Source organism: Halobacillus salinus (assembly GCF_004684905.1).
GTDB classification, from domain to species: domain Bacteria; phylum Bacillota; class Bacilli; order Bacillales; family Halobacillaceae; genus Halobacillus; species Halobacillus salinus.
Map to the genome: position 1 here is coordinate 114,271 of NZ_SRJC01000001.1, position 15,277 is coordinate 129,547.

Annotated in this window: 23 protein-coding genes; 20 read left to right on the forward strand and 3 right to left on the reverse strand. The window is 40.6% G+C overall.

Going from position 1 to position 15,277, the window contains the following annotated elements:
- Window positions 1-68: 68 nt before the first annotated feature.
- Window positions 69-1,295 carry an FtsW/RodA/SpoVE family cell cycle protein gene (locus tag E4663_RS00530; RefSeq protein ID WP_241657081.1) on the reverse strand — a complete coding sequence of 409 codons (1,227 nt, stop codon included), beginning with the start codon at window positions 1,293-1,295 and terminating at the stop codon, window positions 69-71.
- Between the two features lie 20 nt (window positions 1,296-1,315).
- Window positions 1,316-1,660 carry a PadR family transcriptional regulator gene (locus tag E4663_RS00535; RefSeq protein WP_135326256.1) on the reverse strand — a complete coding sequence of 115 codons (345 nt, stop codon included), beginning with the start codon at window positions 1,658-1,660 and terminating at the stop codon, window positions 1,316-1,318.
- A gap of 217 nt (window positions 1,661-1,877) precedes the next feature.
- On the opposite strand from E4663_RS00535, the gene E4663_RS00540 reads away from it, so the two are divergent.
- From E4663_RS00540 to E4663_RS20385, 20 genes are all read left to right on the forward strand, one after another.
- The gene (locus E4663_RS00540; protein ID WP_135326257.1) at window positions 1,878-2,198 is read left to right on the forward strand and encodes a YqfO family protein; all 321 of its coding nucleotides are present in this window, start codon (window positions 1,878-1,880) and stop codon (window positions 2,196-2,198) included.
- Between the two features lie 20 nt (window positions 2,199-2,218).
- A complete protein-coding gene (locus E4663_RS00545; RefSeq protein ID WP_135326258.1) occupies window positions 2,219-2,575 on the forward strand; it encodes an NIPSNAP family protein in 357 nt (118 codons plus the stop codon).
- 23 nt (window positions 2,576-2,598) lie between these two features.
- Entirely contained in the window at window positions 2,599-3,003 is a 405-nt protein-coding gene (locus tag E4663_RS00550; protein ID WP_135326259.1) for an NUDIX hydrolase, read from the forward strand.
- A gap of 44 nt (window positions 3,004-3,047) precedes the next feature.
- Window positions 3,048-3,425, forward strand: coding sequence for a hypothetical protein (locus E4663_RS00555; RefSeq protein ID WP_135326260.1), 378 nt, complete (start codon window positions 3,048-3,050; stop codon window positions 3,423-3,425).
- Window positions 3,426-3,455: 30 nt separating this feature from the next.
- Window positions 3,456-3,614: a hypothetical protein gene (locus E4663_RS19895; protein ID WP_168927314.1), complete on the forward strand. Its 159-nt coding sequence runs from the start codon at window positions 3,456-3,458 to the stop codon at window positions 3,612-3,614.
- Between the two features lie 27 nt (window positions 3,615-3,641).
- Window positions 3,642-3,935: a TIGR04104 family putative zinc finger protein gene (locus tag E4663_RS00560; protein WP_135326261.1), complete on the forward strand. Its 294-nt coding sequence runs from the start codon at window positions 3,642-3,644 to the stop codon at window positions 3,933-3,935.
- A 26-nt stretch (window positions 3,936-3,961) separates the two neighbouring features.
- Complete coding sequence (locus E4663_RS00565) at window positions 3,962-4,522, forward strand: DJ-1/PfpI family protein (RefSeq protein ID WP_135326262.1); 561 nt, start codon at window positions 3,962-3,964, stop codon at window positions 4,520-4,522.
- A gap of 126 nt (window positions 4,523-4,648) precedes the next feature.
- The gene (locus E4663_RS00570) at window positions 4,649-5,887 is read left to right on the forward strand and encodes a PucR family transcriptional regulator (RefSeq protein ID WP_135326263.1); all 1,239 of its coding nucleotides are present in this window, start codon (window positions 4,649-4,651) and stop codon (window positions 5,885-5,887) included.
- A gap of 119 nt (window positions 5,888-6,006) precedes the next feature.
- Window positions 6,007-7,134, forward strand: a complete 1,128-nt coding sequence (gene ald, locus E4663_RS00575) for an alanine dehydrogenase (RefSeq protein ID WP_135326264.1) — start codon at window positions 6,007-6,009, stop codon at window positions 7,132-7,134.
- 272 nt (window positions 7,135-7,406) lie between these two features.
- Window positions 7,407-8,081 carry a hypothetical protein gene (locus E4663_RS00580; protein WP_135326265.1) on the forward strand — a complete coding sequence of 225 codons (675 nt, stop codon included), beginning with the start codon at window positions 7,407-7,409 and terminating at the stop codon, window positions 8,079-8,081.
- Between the two features lie 158 nt (window positions 8,082-8,239).
- A complete protein-coding gene (locus tag E4663_RS00585) occupies window positions 8,240-8,473 on the forward strand; it encodes a hypothetical protein (protein ID WP_135326266.1) in 234 nt (77 codons plus the stop codon).
- Window positions 8,474-8,993: 520 nt separating this feature from the next.
- Window positions 8,994-9,323 (forward strand): cell division protein FtsK, encoded by a 330-nt coding sequence (locus tag E4663_RS00590; protein WP_135326267.1) that lies wholly within the window; start codon window positions 8,994-8,996, stop codon window positions 9,321-9,323.
- A gap of 180 nt (window positions 9,324-9,503) precedes the next feature.
- Complete coding sequence (locus tag E4663_RS19900) at window positions 9,504-9,668, forward strand: hypothetical protein (protein ID WP_168927315.1); 165 nt, start codon at window positions 9,504-9,506, stop codon at window positions 9,666-9,668.
- Between the two features lie 395 nt (window positions 9,669-10,063).
- Window positions 10,064-10,573, forward strand: a complete 510-nt coding sequence (locus E4663_RS00595; protein WP_135326268.1) for a hypothetical protein — start codon at window positions 10,064-10,066, stop codon at window positions 10,571-10,573.
- A gap of 231 nt (window positions 10,574-10,804) precedes the next feature.
- Entirely contained in the window at window positions 10,805-11,038 is a 234-nt protein-coding gene (locus E4663_RS00600; RefSeq protein WP_135326269.1) for a hypothetical protein, read from the forward strand.
- Window positions 11,039-11,317: 279 nt separating this feature from the next.
- The gene (locus tag E4663_RS00605; protein ID WP_135326270.1) at window positions 11,318-11,848 is read left to right on the forward strand and encodes a hypothetical protein; all 531 of its coding nucleotides are present in this window, start codon (window positions 11,318-11,320) and stop codon (window positions 11,846-11,848) included.
- A gap of 245 nt (window positions 11,849-12,093) precedes the next feature.
- Window positions 12,094-12,282, forward strand: coding sequence for a cell wall metabolism sensor histidine kinase WalK (locus tag E4663_RS00615; protein ID WP_135326272.1), 189 nt, complete (start codon window positions 12,094-12,096; stop codon window positions 12,280-12,282).
- Between the two features lie 373 nt (window positions 12,283-12,655).
- Window positions 12,656-13,144: an RNA polymerase sigma factor gene (locus E4663_RS00620; RefSeq protein WP_135326273.1), complete on the forward strand. Its 489-nt coding sequence runs from the start codon at window positions 12,656-12,658 to the stop codon at window positions 13,142-13,144.
- Window positions 13,141-14,043 carry a zf-HC2 domain-containing protein gene (locus E4663_RS00625; protein WP_135326274.1) on the forward strand — a complete coding sequence of 301 codons (903 nt, stop codon included), beginning with the start codon at window positions 13,141-13,143 and terminating at the stop codon, window positions 14,041-14,043. The genes E4663_RS00620 and E4663_RS00625 overlap by 4 nt, the downstream gene beginning before the upstream one ends.
- 37 nt (window positions 14,044-14,080) lie before the next feature.
- The gene (locus E4663_RS20385; protein ID WP_479680735.1) at window positions 14,081-14,299 is read left to right on the forward strand and encodes a YhfM domain-containing protein; all 219 of its coding nucleotides are present in this window, start codon (window positions 14,081-14,083) and stop codon (window positions 14,297-14,299) included.
- Between the two features lie 230 nt (window positions 14,300-14,529).
- Here the strand turns inward: E4663_RS20385 and E4663_RS00630 are convergent, their stop codons facing one another.
- Window positions 14,530-15,009 (reverse strand): site-2 protease family protein, encoded by a 480-nt coding sequence (locus E4663_RS00630; protein WP_168927317.1) that lies wholly within the window; start codon window positions 15,007-15,009, stop codon window positions 14,530-14,532.
- Window positions 15,010-15,277 lie beyond the last annotated feature (268 nt).

Below are 15,277 nucleotides of genomic sequence, written 5' to 3' on the forward strand. Positions count from 1 at the left end.
TTTAAAGACACGCTGCCCAAAAAATCGGTAGCGTGTCTTTGTTCTTTTGTACATATAATATAGGCTGTTCAACTGTATGCCACAGACTGTTCGACTGTATCGCGTCTTCTGTAGATGCTCAACAATAACCCGACAGCAATCATTTCGAGTAGTATATGGGAGCCGCCGTAACTCATGAAAGGCATGGCTGCGCCAGGCACCGCTGATACACCGAAGTTCATGAGGATGTTCAGGATGAACTGAACAGAGAACGTCGCTGCCAGACCGATCGTGAGAAGTCGACCATATGAGTAGGTCATGTTCCTACCCGTACTGATGACCCTCCAAATGAACGAGGCAATCAACGCGAACACGATGATGGCGGACATCCAACCGAATGTGTAAAGGGTGTACGAAAAGATGAAATCGGTATGGACTTCCGACATGAGTCCGGGAGTGGACTTTATAGCACTTCCTATGAAGTTCGCATCTCCCAAAGTCAAACCAGCATACGTGCTAGGTAGGGCAGACGGATCTGCTTGGACGAAAAGACGTACCATCGGCAAAATGGATAGGGGTACAGTAACAGCTAAGACCTGCTTGATGCTGGCGCTGGAGACGGACATCATGGCAACGGATACAATCAAGCTGATGAATGTGGCAGCCACTGCCCCGGTCGTAGATAGTAAAAGGATCGGTACAGCAAGAAGACCTGCTCCAAGCCAGGACTTTCTGGTATCTCTCCAATTCCATGAATGGAAGATTCCCGCAAAGGCTACGACCAAGAGGTATGGAGTGATTTCCGTGAAATTAATGAAGGCAAAGCCGATATTCAAATACGGGATGCCATCGACCCGGACCCCGAGCAAGACGGTCAAGGAAAGAACGAGTAATATACCTGCATAAATGGGCGTCGAGTACTTTGCCAGTTTTCTATAATCCAATTGGAACACGACCAGCATGAGCAGAAGGCCGGCTAAGTAGAATACTAGACTCTTATGAAATAACTTCATCTCATGAAGCGCTGTGATGGACGAATGGAATTGCAAGTAGTACATAACGAGAAGGCCGACGAGAGAAACCGCGAGAACCGGGAGGATGGTTTGTACATCCAACGGCGCTTTATGCGTCTTGTTCAACTGCTTCCCTAATACCTTCTCATCACCTATATGCGCCAAAGCTTCATGGACAGCCTCTTCTTCAGACAGCCCCCTGCGCATGGCGTCCTCTTTCAGTTCCTGAAGATGATCGCCTATCTCGAGCTTGATGTTATCATGCACATCCTTATTCTTGATCCGCTTGCACAACTTATCCACATATACCTCGAACTTCTTATCTATTCCCATACGCTTTTCTCTCCATGGAGCACTTGATCCACTGCATCTTTGAACACGGACCATTCCTCTTTTTTCTCTTGGATGTGCTCTCTGCCTGCATCATTCAACTTGTAATATTTCCTCTTTCTCTTACCGGTGCCTTCCCCCCAGAAGGAGACGATCAGCCCTTTTTTCTCGAGCGTGTGAAGGATAGGGTAGATCGTCCCTTCCTTGAAACTGAAAATACCGTCAGACTTCACTTCCAGTTCCTTGATGATTTCATAGCCATACCTTGGCTTCGTGTCCAGCAGGCTTAAGATCAGCGTGGTGGTACTGCCTTTAAGCAGCTCTTTACTAACTTTCATAGATACCTTGCCTCCAGATGCATAGTATTACAATGCATAGTAATTGTAGGTGTATTGTATCCTGACTCACTGACCCTGTCAATCTTGTTTAAAGAGAAGGGTTTTTAATCGAATAAAAGAGTGCTGTGAAACGGGGGGATGAGTTTGCGCAAAATACGGAGATTTGAAATAATTGGCATGTGGATAAGTAGAACGAATCATGAAAAGAGGGTCTGGAATGAATTTGAGTCATGTGAAGTTTGAAGTGTTAGTACCGGAAGAATACATCGTACCTTTACGCAATCTATTGAATGAAAACCATGTACTGACCGTCGGGGAGTACGACCACGTGGTTTCTTACACGGAGACCAAAGGATACTGGAGACCACTGGAATCTTCAGACCCTTATGCTGGGAAAAAGAATGAAGTGGCCTACGGATCAGAGTGCAAGCTGGAATTCCAGTCCCCTTTTGAAAGAATAGAAGAGGTGAAGGGTCTGATAAAACGTATCCATCCGTATGAGGAACCAGTCATCCATGTCGTACCATTGTTAACATAATTGAAAAAGGAGAGATAACCGTGATTTTCCGAAGAAAAATGTACAAAGTCGCCCCGAGCATCTTGGAAGACTTCAACAAACATTTCAACGAAACGCTTCTGCCGACCCAACTGAAGTACGGTGCCCGTCTAGTGGGCAGATGGATGACGGAAGAGAAGGACGGTGTGATAGAGATTCTAGCAATCTGGCAATATGAAAGTCAGGAGGACTATCAAGTCATTGAAGGGAAAGTGAGAGGGGATGACGCTCACATTGAGCGTGTCGAGAAATGGTTTCAGAAGCTTGGCGGTCGTGACAAACTGAAAGAAGTCTTTTTGCATATCGATCAAGATTTCATGAAGACGACGGTTCCGTTAGATAAGACCATTATCAATTGATTCCATCAAAAGGAGGAAAGTCTATGTGGGAAGGCGCAGCTGCCATATGCCTGAATGAACAAGAAGAAGTCCTTATGGTATTACAGGAAGACGATCATGGTTATAAGAGATGGTCCGTTCCGTCAGGTGGCAAAGAGACAACCGAAACCTATGAAGCTTGCTGTATCCGAGAAGTAGCAGAGGAAACAGGATATCAAGTCCGCGTGGAAGCGGAAGTCCGTCAACACGAAACGGTCATGTATGGTACCGATGTACATATAAGGTATTACCATGTGGAACTCATCGGTGGTGAAAAGTCATTCCAGGACCCAGATGATGAAATCCACGATATAAGGTGGCATCCCGTTTCGGAATTGGCACGTCTGGACTTTCAATTTGAAGATGAACGGGAGATTTTGAACCTCCATATCCACTCGGTTCTGAGATAGATAGAATCGATTAGAGTAAATACTTGAAACAAGGGAGGCGTGCTGTGAAAAGGAAAACCGTCGCACAGATATTATTGTTGATTATAAGTGCTTTGCTGTTCACCTTCTCTATCGAACTACCTGTATTAGGCTTCAAGAAACTAGAGTTCCAACAGGAAACCTCGACCCACCAAGTAATCAGTTACAACTGGTACGGAAAAGAAGTAAAGGAGCAGCCTTTTAAAGGAGACCCCAAAGAAGCACTTAGCCTGTTTCAAAAGCAAGACAGAGTCCAAAAGATTCAAGTAGGAGTCGTAATCGCTGCACTCTTGACCCTCGCTCTATGGTGGAGTAGAGGGAAGAAACGCTATATATACGCTAGTGCCCTCGCAGTACCGATTCTGGTCATCGTAGATATCATGGTTGTACATAATTTCAGTTAGAGGGTTTACCGAACACAGGAGGATTAGTTGATGGACATACTCATGCCGACACTATTGATGTTTTTCCCTATCATAGTAGTTGCCTTTCTGATCAGATGGGTACGCTTGATCAAAATCAATAGTGACAAACAGGTGGAACAGAACGAAAGAATCATCGAACTGTTGGAAAAGAAGGAAAATCGACATTAACCGTCGCTTCGATAAGGAGGGGAAGAGGTGCCGACTTGTCAAAACTGCAAGCACAAATGGTCGTGGTCCGAGACGGTGAAGCAACAATTGAAGTCGAAATATATCTGTCCCTACTGCGGACAAAGACAGCATTTGTCCGAGAAGTCCCAGTTCATGCAGGCTGTGCTCACACTCCTCACCAGTCTCGCTTTTATATTCGTTTTCACCAATATAGAAGAATCGTGGGTTTCTCTGCTAGTGTTGATCATCGTCAGTATCACCGTACTGCTTGTCACCGCACCGTTCGTAACGGAATTATCCAATGAAAAAAAGCAGCTATAATTGCTCATCAGGGGAGGTGCAAAGAAATGGGAGATTCCCGTTATACAGGGGTACTGCTATACCCGAGATTCAGTGAATACGAACTTTCCGTACTGTTATCCGTTCTGAAGCAAGGCGGAAAACGGACCATTTTTCTCGGACTGGACGACCAACCGATCCGAGGGGAAGCAGGCCTTCCGTCCAAACCGGAAGCCACCATCCATGACTTCGATATCAACCTGCTCGACAGCATCGTCCTCCCAGGCGTCGATGATTTCGAACATCTAGTCGGCCATCAGGAATTGGCGGAGTACCTACATAAAGTAGACGATCAGAAGCGGGTTATCGCTGCCATTTCCAGTGCTCCTTACCTGCTGTCTATGGGCGATGTGCTGGCGGGCAAGACATATACAACGGGACTCACGACGCAGCAGAGAACGTTCCTGGGTACTTTTGAAGAGGAGAACTACGTAGACGCCCCTGTTGTGGTGGACGATTACCTCGTGACAGCGAGAGGGTCTGCCTTCATAGAGTTCGCGTTCCGTGTCGGGGATTTGCTGGGTCTTGAATATGATAAGACATGGTTTTATCCAGATTGCCGGATATGAATGCAAATCGACTGGAAAAGTTGCCAGAAGGTTCTCGGTCGAATCTCCCCGATTCCTGTAGCTTTTCATCCTGCTTCTGCTTTAAAATGAGTCACAGGGAACAAATAGGAAGCGGGTGAGAATGCCATGGAAATGAAACACGATAGCCAAGATCCTTTTCAAGGGACGTTCCGGTCCTTGGAGGAAGTGGCGGATCGGATACGGGAGCGGTTGCACTGCCCCGTCACCATAGAAGATGCGAACCATCGCATTCTGGCGTACAGTACGCATGATGAGGATGTGGATCCTGCGAGGATTGCGACCATCATGCGCAGGAAAGTGCCTGAGAACGTGATCAAGACCCTCTGGAAGAACGGAGTGATCCCGAAGTTGTTCGAAAGCGAGGAGCCCGTCGTGATTCCCGCAATCGAATCCGTCGGTCTCGGGAGGCGCGTGGCGGTTTCTGTACGGAAGAACAATGAGATCCTAGGATTCATTTGGGCTCAGCTGAACGGAGAAGTGTCAGAAGAGGAACTGGAATTGTTCAAGAAAGCCGCCAAAGTCGTGAAGAATCAGATGCTGCAAATGCAGATCAAGCAGCGGAAATCGGAAGAGGACCATCGCGAATTCTTCTGGCAGCTGCTCACGAACCACTTGAAAGACGCCGATGCCATAAAAGCTCAATCGGAGAAATACCACATCCGTTTGGACGGGCAGCTCGCTGTGGTCGTCTTCGGATTCGATGAGGAAATCCACCAGTCCTTGGAGCGGCATATCCATTACTATATCGAAGCATCTCGCCAAATCGGAATCGTCTGCAGTGCGATCGACGGCAATCAGCTGATCTTGCTCGTCAGACCCCATCCGACCGATGCGCCTGGTAAAGAAGTGAGCGACTTCGTCCAGACCTTCATGGAAAAAATCAGTGAGCGCGTCAACGTAGAAGCGCTGCAAGGGGCGGCAGGGAAGCTGTATCATAGCCCTCTCCATATTCATGCTAGCTATAAAGAAGCCTTGCACACCTTATCGGTGAAAGAACGTTTTGCAGAAGAAGTGAGCGATATCAACAGTTATCAAGATCTCGGCATCTTCCAGTTCATTGATTACCTCTATGAAAAGCGGGTGCGCGATCATTATACGAACCAATACATTGAAACGCTGAGAGCCTATGACAAGAAACACCGCTCCGATCTGTTGAGGACGATAAGCGTTTACCTGCGCTCGGACAGTAATGTGAACGAAGCATCGAAAGCGTTGCACGTCCATGCGAACACATTGAATTACCGGTTGAAACGGATCGCCGATCTTACGGGATTCAACTTCAAAGACCCCAATCAGAAGGTGACCTTGTACATCGATTTGATGATGGAGCGACTGAAAAGGTGACGTTGTTCGAATACACAAACCGAGGTCTGGACTTTCTCATTTTTCAACAATGCAATCCCTCCACTGCCCGACTATAATCGGAGATACAAAATGATTATTACGAAAAGGGGTTGAAGGTATTGTTCATCGGAATTCCGAAAGAAATCAAAAACAATGAGAATCGTGTCGCTATCACACCAGCAGGGGTACTGAACTTGGTCGAATCCGGCCATCGTGTATTCGTCGAAACGACAGCGGGTGTCGGTAGTGGTTTCGAAGATGTGGACTATCAGGAAGCGGGGGCGACGATTGTCCCGACGGCAGCCGAAGCATGGGATAAAGAAATGGTCATGAAGGTCAAAGAACCCCTTCCATCAGAATACGGATACTTCCGTGAAGGACTCATCTTATTCACATACCTTCACCTCGCCGCAGAACCGGAACTAGCGCAAGCACTCGTCGAAAAAGGCGTCATTTCGCTTGCCTACGAAACCGTCGAAGCGGATCGTACGTTGCCGCTTCTGACACCGATGAGTGAAGTGGCTGGCCGCATGTCTTCCCAGATCGGTGCGCAGTTCCTAGAGAAATCCAAAGGCGGCCTCGGTATTCTGCTCGGCGGCGTACCAGGCGTGAAACGAGGCAAAGTGACGATCATCGGCGGCGGTATCGTCGGAACGAACGCTGCCAAAATCGCCATGGGACTCGGTGCTGACGTGACGATCATCGACCTGAGCCCTGCGCGTCTACGCCAATTGGACGACATCTTCGGGACAGAGATCAACACGCTGATGTCCAATCCGTTGAACATCGCCCAAGCGGTGAAAGAATCCGACCTTGTCATCGGCGCTGTACTGATTCCAGGAGCGAAAGCACCGAAACTCGTCACAGAGGACATGGTGAAAACGATGAAACCGGGTTCTGTCCTTGTCGACGTAGCCATCGACCAAGGCGGAATCATCGAAACCGTCGACCGCATCACGACGCACGACAACCCTACTTATGTGAAGCATGACGTGGTGCACTATGCTGTAGCCAACATGCCTGGTGCCGTGCCGCGAACATCGACGATCGCTCTGACAAACGTCACAATCCCTTACGCGCTTCAAATCGCCAACAAAGGCGTATCTAAAGCGATGGAAGACAACCCGGCGCTCAAGAAAGGTTTGAACACGGCAAACGGCATGGTCACATATGAAGCTGTAGCGAGAGATCTTGGCTATGAGTATGTATCTGCTGATGATGCTTTGCGTGTAGCTCTTACAAAATAATAGATAGCGAATATGTTTTAAAAAATCCGCACTGGAGTCAGTGCGGATTTTCTTATGGTTAAGGAATCTCTGGTTATTCCCCAATTACTAAACTGAGGATAATAACATGCCTTATGCTGAGATACCTCGAAACTTAGTCTTCATTTTTAGGGCAGGATTGTGGAAGACTTGATTTCGAGATAAAGTTGCCTTACTTATAAATGGAATAGTGATAAAATATATAATAAATAGTCTAAATAAGCTTGAAATTCCTTTATTATGGAGGGTGAATTATGGAAAAGGTTGAAGAAATGGAGCGAGCATGGAAAATAAAGTACCCTAAGCGTAATATATGTATTATGCGTGATCACAACTGGGCATTTTCAGCATGGGAGATTAGCAGAATCACCCATGAAATAGACATGGGTGCTAAGGTGTTGCATGTTGATTTTCACGATGATTATTGTGATCCCAATGAGAAAATAGAGGATATAAAAACAAAAGAAGAAGCACTTAAAGTCGGTGAGGAATTAGAGATTTTTGAATTTATTAAAGCAGGTAAAGAAACTGGAACTATCAAAGATGTGTACATGATAGGTGATTATAAAATGCCACCAGGTGATGTTATTCATTCTTATACATACAATCAGTTTGAAAACGAACACCGTAAGAACTTTTTTCAGGCTGAAGATCAAAGCTATATTCTTGATTTGGATTTAGATTTTTTTAACCTACATGCGTATCATAATATAGAGAAAAATTTTGATAATAATCCTTTTCGATATAGCTCTGAATATATACGAAAACAATTAGAAGCTTTTAAACAATATGATGATGAAGGTATCTGGGATTTAATAACTGTCTGTATATCTCCAGAGCACTGTGGAGGTTTTGAGACTGCCCAAGAAATCCTAGATATTTTCATTGATTTTTTCAATCTTAAAGACGAGGATTATATTTACTGGTAATATATGTTTAAGGATTCACTCACAAAAAGGAAGTTTTGATTGTGATCTTCCTAATATCAAGTCTTATACAAATGGGGGCGATAGCTGCACGTCAGGATTAGTAATTGTTTATTATACTGATAAATAGGATGAATTTATATGAAAGACAGGTGAATACTATGGGAAAAAAACTTACTCCTAAATTAAAATCATACAAAGATGAATTTGAATTTCTTCATAAAAAGATTGGTGAATTAGAATGGGATCTTGCTACAATTTATTATGGACGGAAAGCTGTCCTTCGTTCGGAATATGAGTCATTAGAAGATCGGATTCAAAATTATAAAGATAATATTGAAATGTTAGTAGAGAAGATCAGAGATGAAGTAGCCGAAGCTAATAAATCCAAATAGCTTGAAAAATTCCAATTAGTAGTGTAACTATTGTGTATAATTCTTATAAAATGATTTTGTGTCTAATTCACTTTAAAAGCAAGTTTGTGAAACATTATTCTTAAACTAAAGGATGCGTTAGTTTAAGTTTTATTTTAATGTATCTTGAATTCAAGTTTTTCATAAAAGGGGGCATATCTTATAAAAGGTATGTCCTCTTTTCTGATAATTATATATTGAGGTATTACTTCTTTTTTGAAATAATTGGTATTATTATGTTGCATTTTATTGGATAAGTTTAGGCGGGGTTTCTTGTGAACTCTTTAATGTATGGATCTCAAATAAGTTTAGTTTTCTTTATTTTACTATTTCTTTTTATTATCGGAGGGATCTCATACCTAGCTTTCAGAAAGAGAAAAATAAAATTCATCTTGCTTTCTAGATTTAGAGAAGTGGGGCAATTGCTTAATTAGAGTGCTTGCTCTATTTATGGATAATACTTATGCGATAATTGGGAGTGCATATTACAAGGAATGATAAAATGAAAACTCTTTGGCGGCTATTGGTTAATAGTAAATTGAATAAAATGTTTTCAGAAGATGATCTAACCCAAGCAGAAAAGGACTACATAAACTCCATTCCATCCCAAAATTCTCTGGGAATTATTACTTTGTTATTAGGTGGGGCAGGGTTTATGTTCGGTAATAACCACCTATGGATTGCGATAATATCAGTAACTTTTGGGACCATATCTTTAAGAACATTTGACAAAAAAGAGCATGATAACCCTTGGCCATTTTATATTGGAATTTTACTGGGTTTAATAGGTATTGTGCTCAATCTAACAAAATACTCTCATATGGCAGTTTGAAGTAAGACTTCCCGTAGTGGCGACGGAATCAACCTTGCAGATTTAGTTGGTTGCTTAGGCTGGTGTACGGCTCAGTTCCTAGATAGTTTTGTTGTGTTTTATTGAAACTTCTAATAAACAGAAACGTTTAGATATTTAAATGAGTACTGTTTAGTAGTTTTATTATTAGGAGGATAAAGAATGAAGCAATTTGTGTATAGAGTAGAAGATATTAAAGTACAGTTAAAAGCAAACAACGAATTTAGTGAAATGATGGAAGAAAAGTTGAATTCCCTAGGGGAGGATGGTTGGGAACTAGCTGGAGTCAATGGAACAGTTTTTTATTTTAAGAAAGAAGAAATTTGAGTTTATAAACATTTGGGGGCAATTCTCCAACTAATGTATTGCTCTCATTTTAATGGTAGTGGTAATTAAACGGAACCATGGCTGTGCTATAACGTACACTAGGTTAGTCTGAAAAGATATTATTGAATTATGGAGGATTACATGGATTTCTTTGTGGAATATATACTAGCTTTCCTTGTTATTTTTGCTATTTTGGGGCTGTCGGTACTAATGATGTATTACGGCTTTAAAAAGATATATAAAGAATGGAAGAAGAATTGAATATCTAATTTCTACCAGCGCTGATCCTATATATAAGTTCCATGTTTTCAACTTAAGGGGGCAATGGCTACATAGTAGATATCAACTTATTGTGCTAACGGACAGTTATCTTTAAGAAGAAAGAGTGTATGTGTTTGAAGAAATTTATTTATCTTATCATCAGCCTTGTCCTAATATTTCTAATTGTAGGATGCAACAAAGATTCAGCAACAGAGTGGTACGATTCAAAAGAAGCAGCCATTGAATCGGGACTTAAACACGAAGGGACAGAAAGTGAATCCTTTTTATCAATCGAAGAATTTGAAAATGAGACTTTTGTGGTTTACGAGTATATGGGTGGTTTAGGTGTAGCAAACGTAGTTGAAAGTGAAAAAGGTTATGGTTGGAAAAGAAGCCTACCTTATACTGATTTTGAGGTTGGAGGAGAACTAGCTTATTCTACATCTGGTTTTGATATTGAAACGGAAACAGGATTAGATGTCTCAGTTTTAGTTGGGAAAACTTTTGATTCTTCGATTCAAGATATGAAGCTTTTTGGGGATGGAACTGAGAGAAAACTAAAGGTACACGGCGATACTGGATTCTTTTACGCTTTTCATAAAATGCCTACTGATGCAGTCGATGTTTCTCCAATAGTAAATTAGAAAACATATAACCTCAATGCTTGTTGAAGGAACGGGTGCGTTAGTTTAGGATCTGGTCCAAATATCTCGAACTCAAGTCTTAAACAAACGGGGGCTTACTTGTTTAAGAAATAATCGAAGCAATAGGAGGGTATTTTTATGACTCATTTAGGTGATATAAGTACCTTAAAACACTTTTAACGTGGTTTCACAATACATATCTTACGATAGGGTGAAAATGAGAGGGATCAAATGAAAGAATTTACTAGAAAATTATTTGGCGAAAAATATGAAAGTACATTAGCAAGAATTTGTTATGATTTTTCCATTTTAATTTGGATAGTATCTAATGTAATGTTATTTGTTCAATTACTGCTATATAGAGATATTGGTATGTTTTTAATTGGTATAGTTACTTCTCTTATGTTCGTTGTTTTATTTAGATTTGTATATCGTATTAATGCAAAGCTACTTGGCTGGAAGTAATGGTTTAATAGGAACTGTTTCCTCAACTAGTTAGTAGAAATTTTTTAAGACATATGAAAACATTACGAAGTTGAATATTATAAAAACGGGTGCGAGTACTCAATAGAATTATCTCGCCCTTTCTTTACTTATTTAATATTGTGCAAGGCTTGTGATCTAGATTAATACTCTTAATATAAGAGTAAGATGAGCATTAATAACCCTAAAAATAGGGTGTTTTTTCTTTGGTTAACTATTTAGTGTGAAATAAAGTTTAGATGATAAAAGGGGGGGACTAAGATGACTTCCCGTCACTTCGTAGGGGCAAATATAGAACTGCCTATCGGTACTTTTGGTAGGAATCCAACATATAAGCGACTTTCCGAATTGAATTTAAATGGAACTAGTTTAGATAAATATTTGAAGAATGAAGAAGCATCTAAGTTCGTTGAGGTCTATGAAACAGAAGAAGATGCAAGCGGGATTGATGTTTTTAATATAGTTTCTGGATATGAATTAATAAGGACACAATTCACCACACCTTATGTATATGAAGTGCAAGGAGCCTTAGAGGCAAACAACACATTAGCTCAACGTAAATCGATCAAATCCCTCTTTAGTTATATTGATGAACATTTATTAAAAGGGGATTTCATTGAGGTATATTCTTGCAGGCATGGACATGAAGGTAAAGAGAAAGATGACAGTATGGGGACATATATTAACCTTAGTACGTTACAATTCGGAAACCATATAAGAATGAGAGACTTAAACCATTTAGGCCAAACATTCTTTTTGGAAGATAGGCAATATGTATTGGTTAAGAAATAAAAATAGCGTCTTGGGGCTGACTACATATGGGCAATTACAGGTTATCAAAATTAGATAGATGGCGCGACAAATATGGAGCATTAGTAGTTGCTTTAGCTTGTCTTTACAGTGCAATTAGCAGTTGGGGGCAGAATTGGATTCTTACGAGTTTTTTAGTATTCAGTACAATTGTTTGTGGAGCGTTTGGTTTTTTTGATATAAAGAGAGCTTTTAAAGAAAAAGATTCAAGGTAAGGAGGGCTGATTATGTTCTTATTCTCAACAACCGGTGGTTTAAATGTGAGTGATGTAATTGTTCAATTGGTTTTCTTGCTTATTTTGGCTGCTGTAATCGTAGGTGTGATTACATTAGTTATTAACGCTAGAAAGAGAAATAATCAATTAAGTCGAATGGAAGAAAAGGTAGACAAGCTTTCTCAAGGAGAAAAGAAGTAACCTGAAGTACATTAGCTATTAAGCTGAATTTCGATATCCAATCTGCCTGAAAAGGGGCTATCAGGGATAAGACGAATGATGTGTCATTACAAGTGGGGTAAGACGTATTCCGAAGAATAACGTATTCTGAATTTGAGAGTTCAATAAAAGGGAGCAATTCTTTAACCAAAGAATTGCTCCCTTCCATATGTTTTGGGACGGATTAATGAGGAACTGAAAGATCATGAGAAGGAAGGGATATTTGGGGAGAAGTATCGACTACAGTACCCGATAATTACGTAGTAGAAAAAATAACCGGACGTACTTTGTTCGATTTTTTGAAAATTTATGTAAGATATCTACGTTTATCGCGTCTTATATGTAAGGAGGTGAGATGGTGACACAGCTTGAGGAGATTTATCATACATACTTTAAAGATGTATTTTTATATGTGTATAGTTTATCCGGTGATAAAAATATCTCTGAAGATATCACTTCGGAAACTTTTATGAAGGCATTAAGGTCGTTAGAAAATTTCAAAGGAGATAGTGATATCCGTGTTTGGCTATGCCAAATTGCCAAGAACAGTTATTACTCTTATTTGCGTAAGAAAAAAAGTTTTATAGATCTTGAGTCGGTTCCAGAACCAGCTAGTGGAGACAATGTAGAACAAGAAATAGCCACTTCAGAAGCTTCTATAAAGGTACATGAAATGATCCAGAATTTAAAAGAGCCATACAAAAAGGTCTTTACGCTCCGTGTATTTGGAGAACTGTCCTTTAAACAAATCGGCAAATTGTATGCAAAAAGTGACAACTGGGCTTGTGTTACTTATCACCGCGCTAGAGAAAAGATTAAAGCGCGATTGGAGGATTATCAATGAAAATCAGCTGTAATGTGATTAGGGATGTACTGCCGTTATATGCCGAGGATATGGCAAGTCAAGATACTATAGATCTAGTTGAAGAACATATAGCTTCTTGTGAAAACTGTAAGAAACGACTTGAAGAAATGAGGACTGTTGAAGAACCGCCAGTAGATACCGATATAGCTCCTTTAAGAAACATACAAAATACATTGCGAAGGAAAAAGCTGCAAACGATTATACTTTCAGTAATGGCAACATTGGTTTTTGCAGTGGTTACAATCGCTTATCTCACAACGCCAGCATACATTTCTTATAATGAAGATGCGGTTTCAGTCATTGAGAAGGATGACGGAACTGTACTGTTGAATTTTAGTGAAGAAGTCTCTGGATTCGATGTAACCAAATATCCATCAGAAGACAATTCAGGATATGTCTATGATATAACGACGTGGGAAACGATTTGGCACCAGAAAATAAGTAGTAACAACCTGGAAAATACGGTCCTAAACCCGAATGGGGAAACGGTTGCTTCCATCTACTATTACAATACCGATGGAAGTGAAAATACTTTGATTTATGGAGATCCGATAACAGATGGCTCTGTCATGACGTTACCTCGGCTTGTTTTAAGCTACTATTTATTGTTCGCTGTAGGATTTTCACTTGTTTTTGGAATTGGATTGGTCATTTCCCGTAAGAACGAAAAAATACGAAATATACTAGAAAAGATTATTCTATTCCCTATCTCTTACTTGTTTGCTCACTTCCTGATAAAAGGTCTTCACTCTGCCACTTACCTTGCAGGACGAGACTTTTATCTCATATTACTAGTAGCTATTTCTTTATATTTTGCGTTGTTAGCTGGAAGGAACATATTAAAGAAATCATCAATTAAGAAGCCGAAAAGCAACTAAAGAAGATACTTCACTTGAAATAAAAAACGAAGAGGAAATTAAAACATTCAGTAAAGCGGTTAGAAGCGCTAAAAAAGAACCAGGGGCTGTTGATACATTAGACCCTGGTTACAAATTATTATATGACCAGAAGAGTTATTACCTTTGGGTAGGTCCTGGTTCAGGTTCTATAATGGAAGCCACCGACACTCATACCATATATACTTTACAAAAGGATTCAGCGAAGCAAGTTTATAAAATAGTTACAGATCATTAATAGTGTGGAATTTATTTTTATCTATCTGGTGAGGTACAGCCCACATAAAAAAGTAAGCAGAAACCCCTGCTTACTTCACCATACTCACTTCTCTCTACTCTCCAGTGTTTCTCAGGAAAATCTTCTGTTGCTATGGATTCACATTTCAAAGTAACAGATCAATTTTTCCATGAGATTGATAAGACATTTACGACAAAAAAGGTGCCCTCTAAAGCATTCTGCAAGTCGGTTTAATCAATTGGATCTTTGGCTTTCCCGTATCGAAGTACATCGTAAACAGCCATTCCGTCACTAGGTTTCCCTTCATCGTTTCTGTAAGGAAATAAGGAGAAAAATATGAAATATATTGAAAAATAAGCGAACTGGTAGAAAAATAAGGTAGCAGGTAAGAATTGTGTTGTAATTAAATAGTTTAACAGAAGTATAACGAATAAGTTAAAACCACTACCTGCTAAATAAATGGAAATGTGTGCCCAAGTTTTATTGTAGGTTAAAGAATCGTATTGGCACCAACCTTCCATAAAGTATTTTTTCTTCACTTCAAGAGAACCAATATTAAAAAGGGTTTCGCCCGTACCTATACAGAATTTGATTTTTCCTCCAAACAAGCGAGCAGTCAGCACATGTCCCGCCTCGTGGATGAGGGTGACCAATGGTAATATTAAGAAAAAGTTTACAAAGAACATTGGTATATCGCTAAATGTGAACATTTTAATTCCTTCCCGACTAAATAGTCCTTCTATCTGAATCACTAGGACAACGTAACATATCAGTGATCATTATTCTAGTATACTATTAGCAACCTGAAACCAGCTGTTAACAAAGCAAACCCAATATCCTCAAGGCACCACATCCAAGCGACATGCAGTAAAGTTGAATAAATTGGAAATTGGGTATGGGAATGTTCTACTGAATCTTGTTTTACGGTTATCATCTGAACGCCGTCGATTGCTTCCCGGAATCGCGCTCTACAAGATG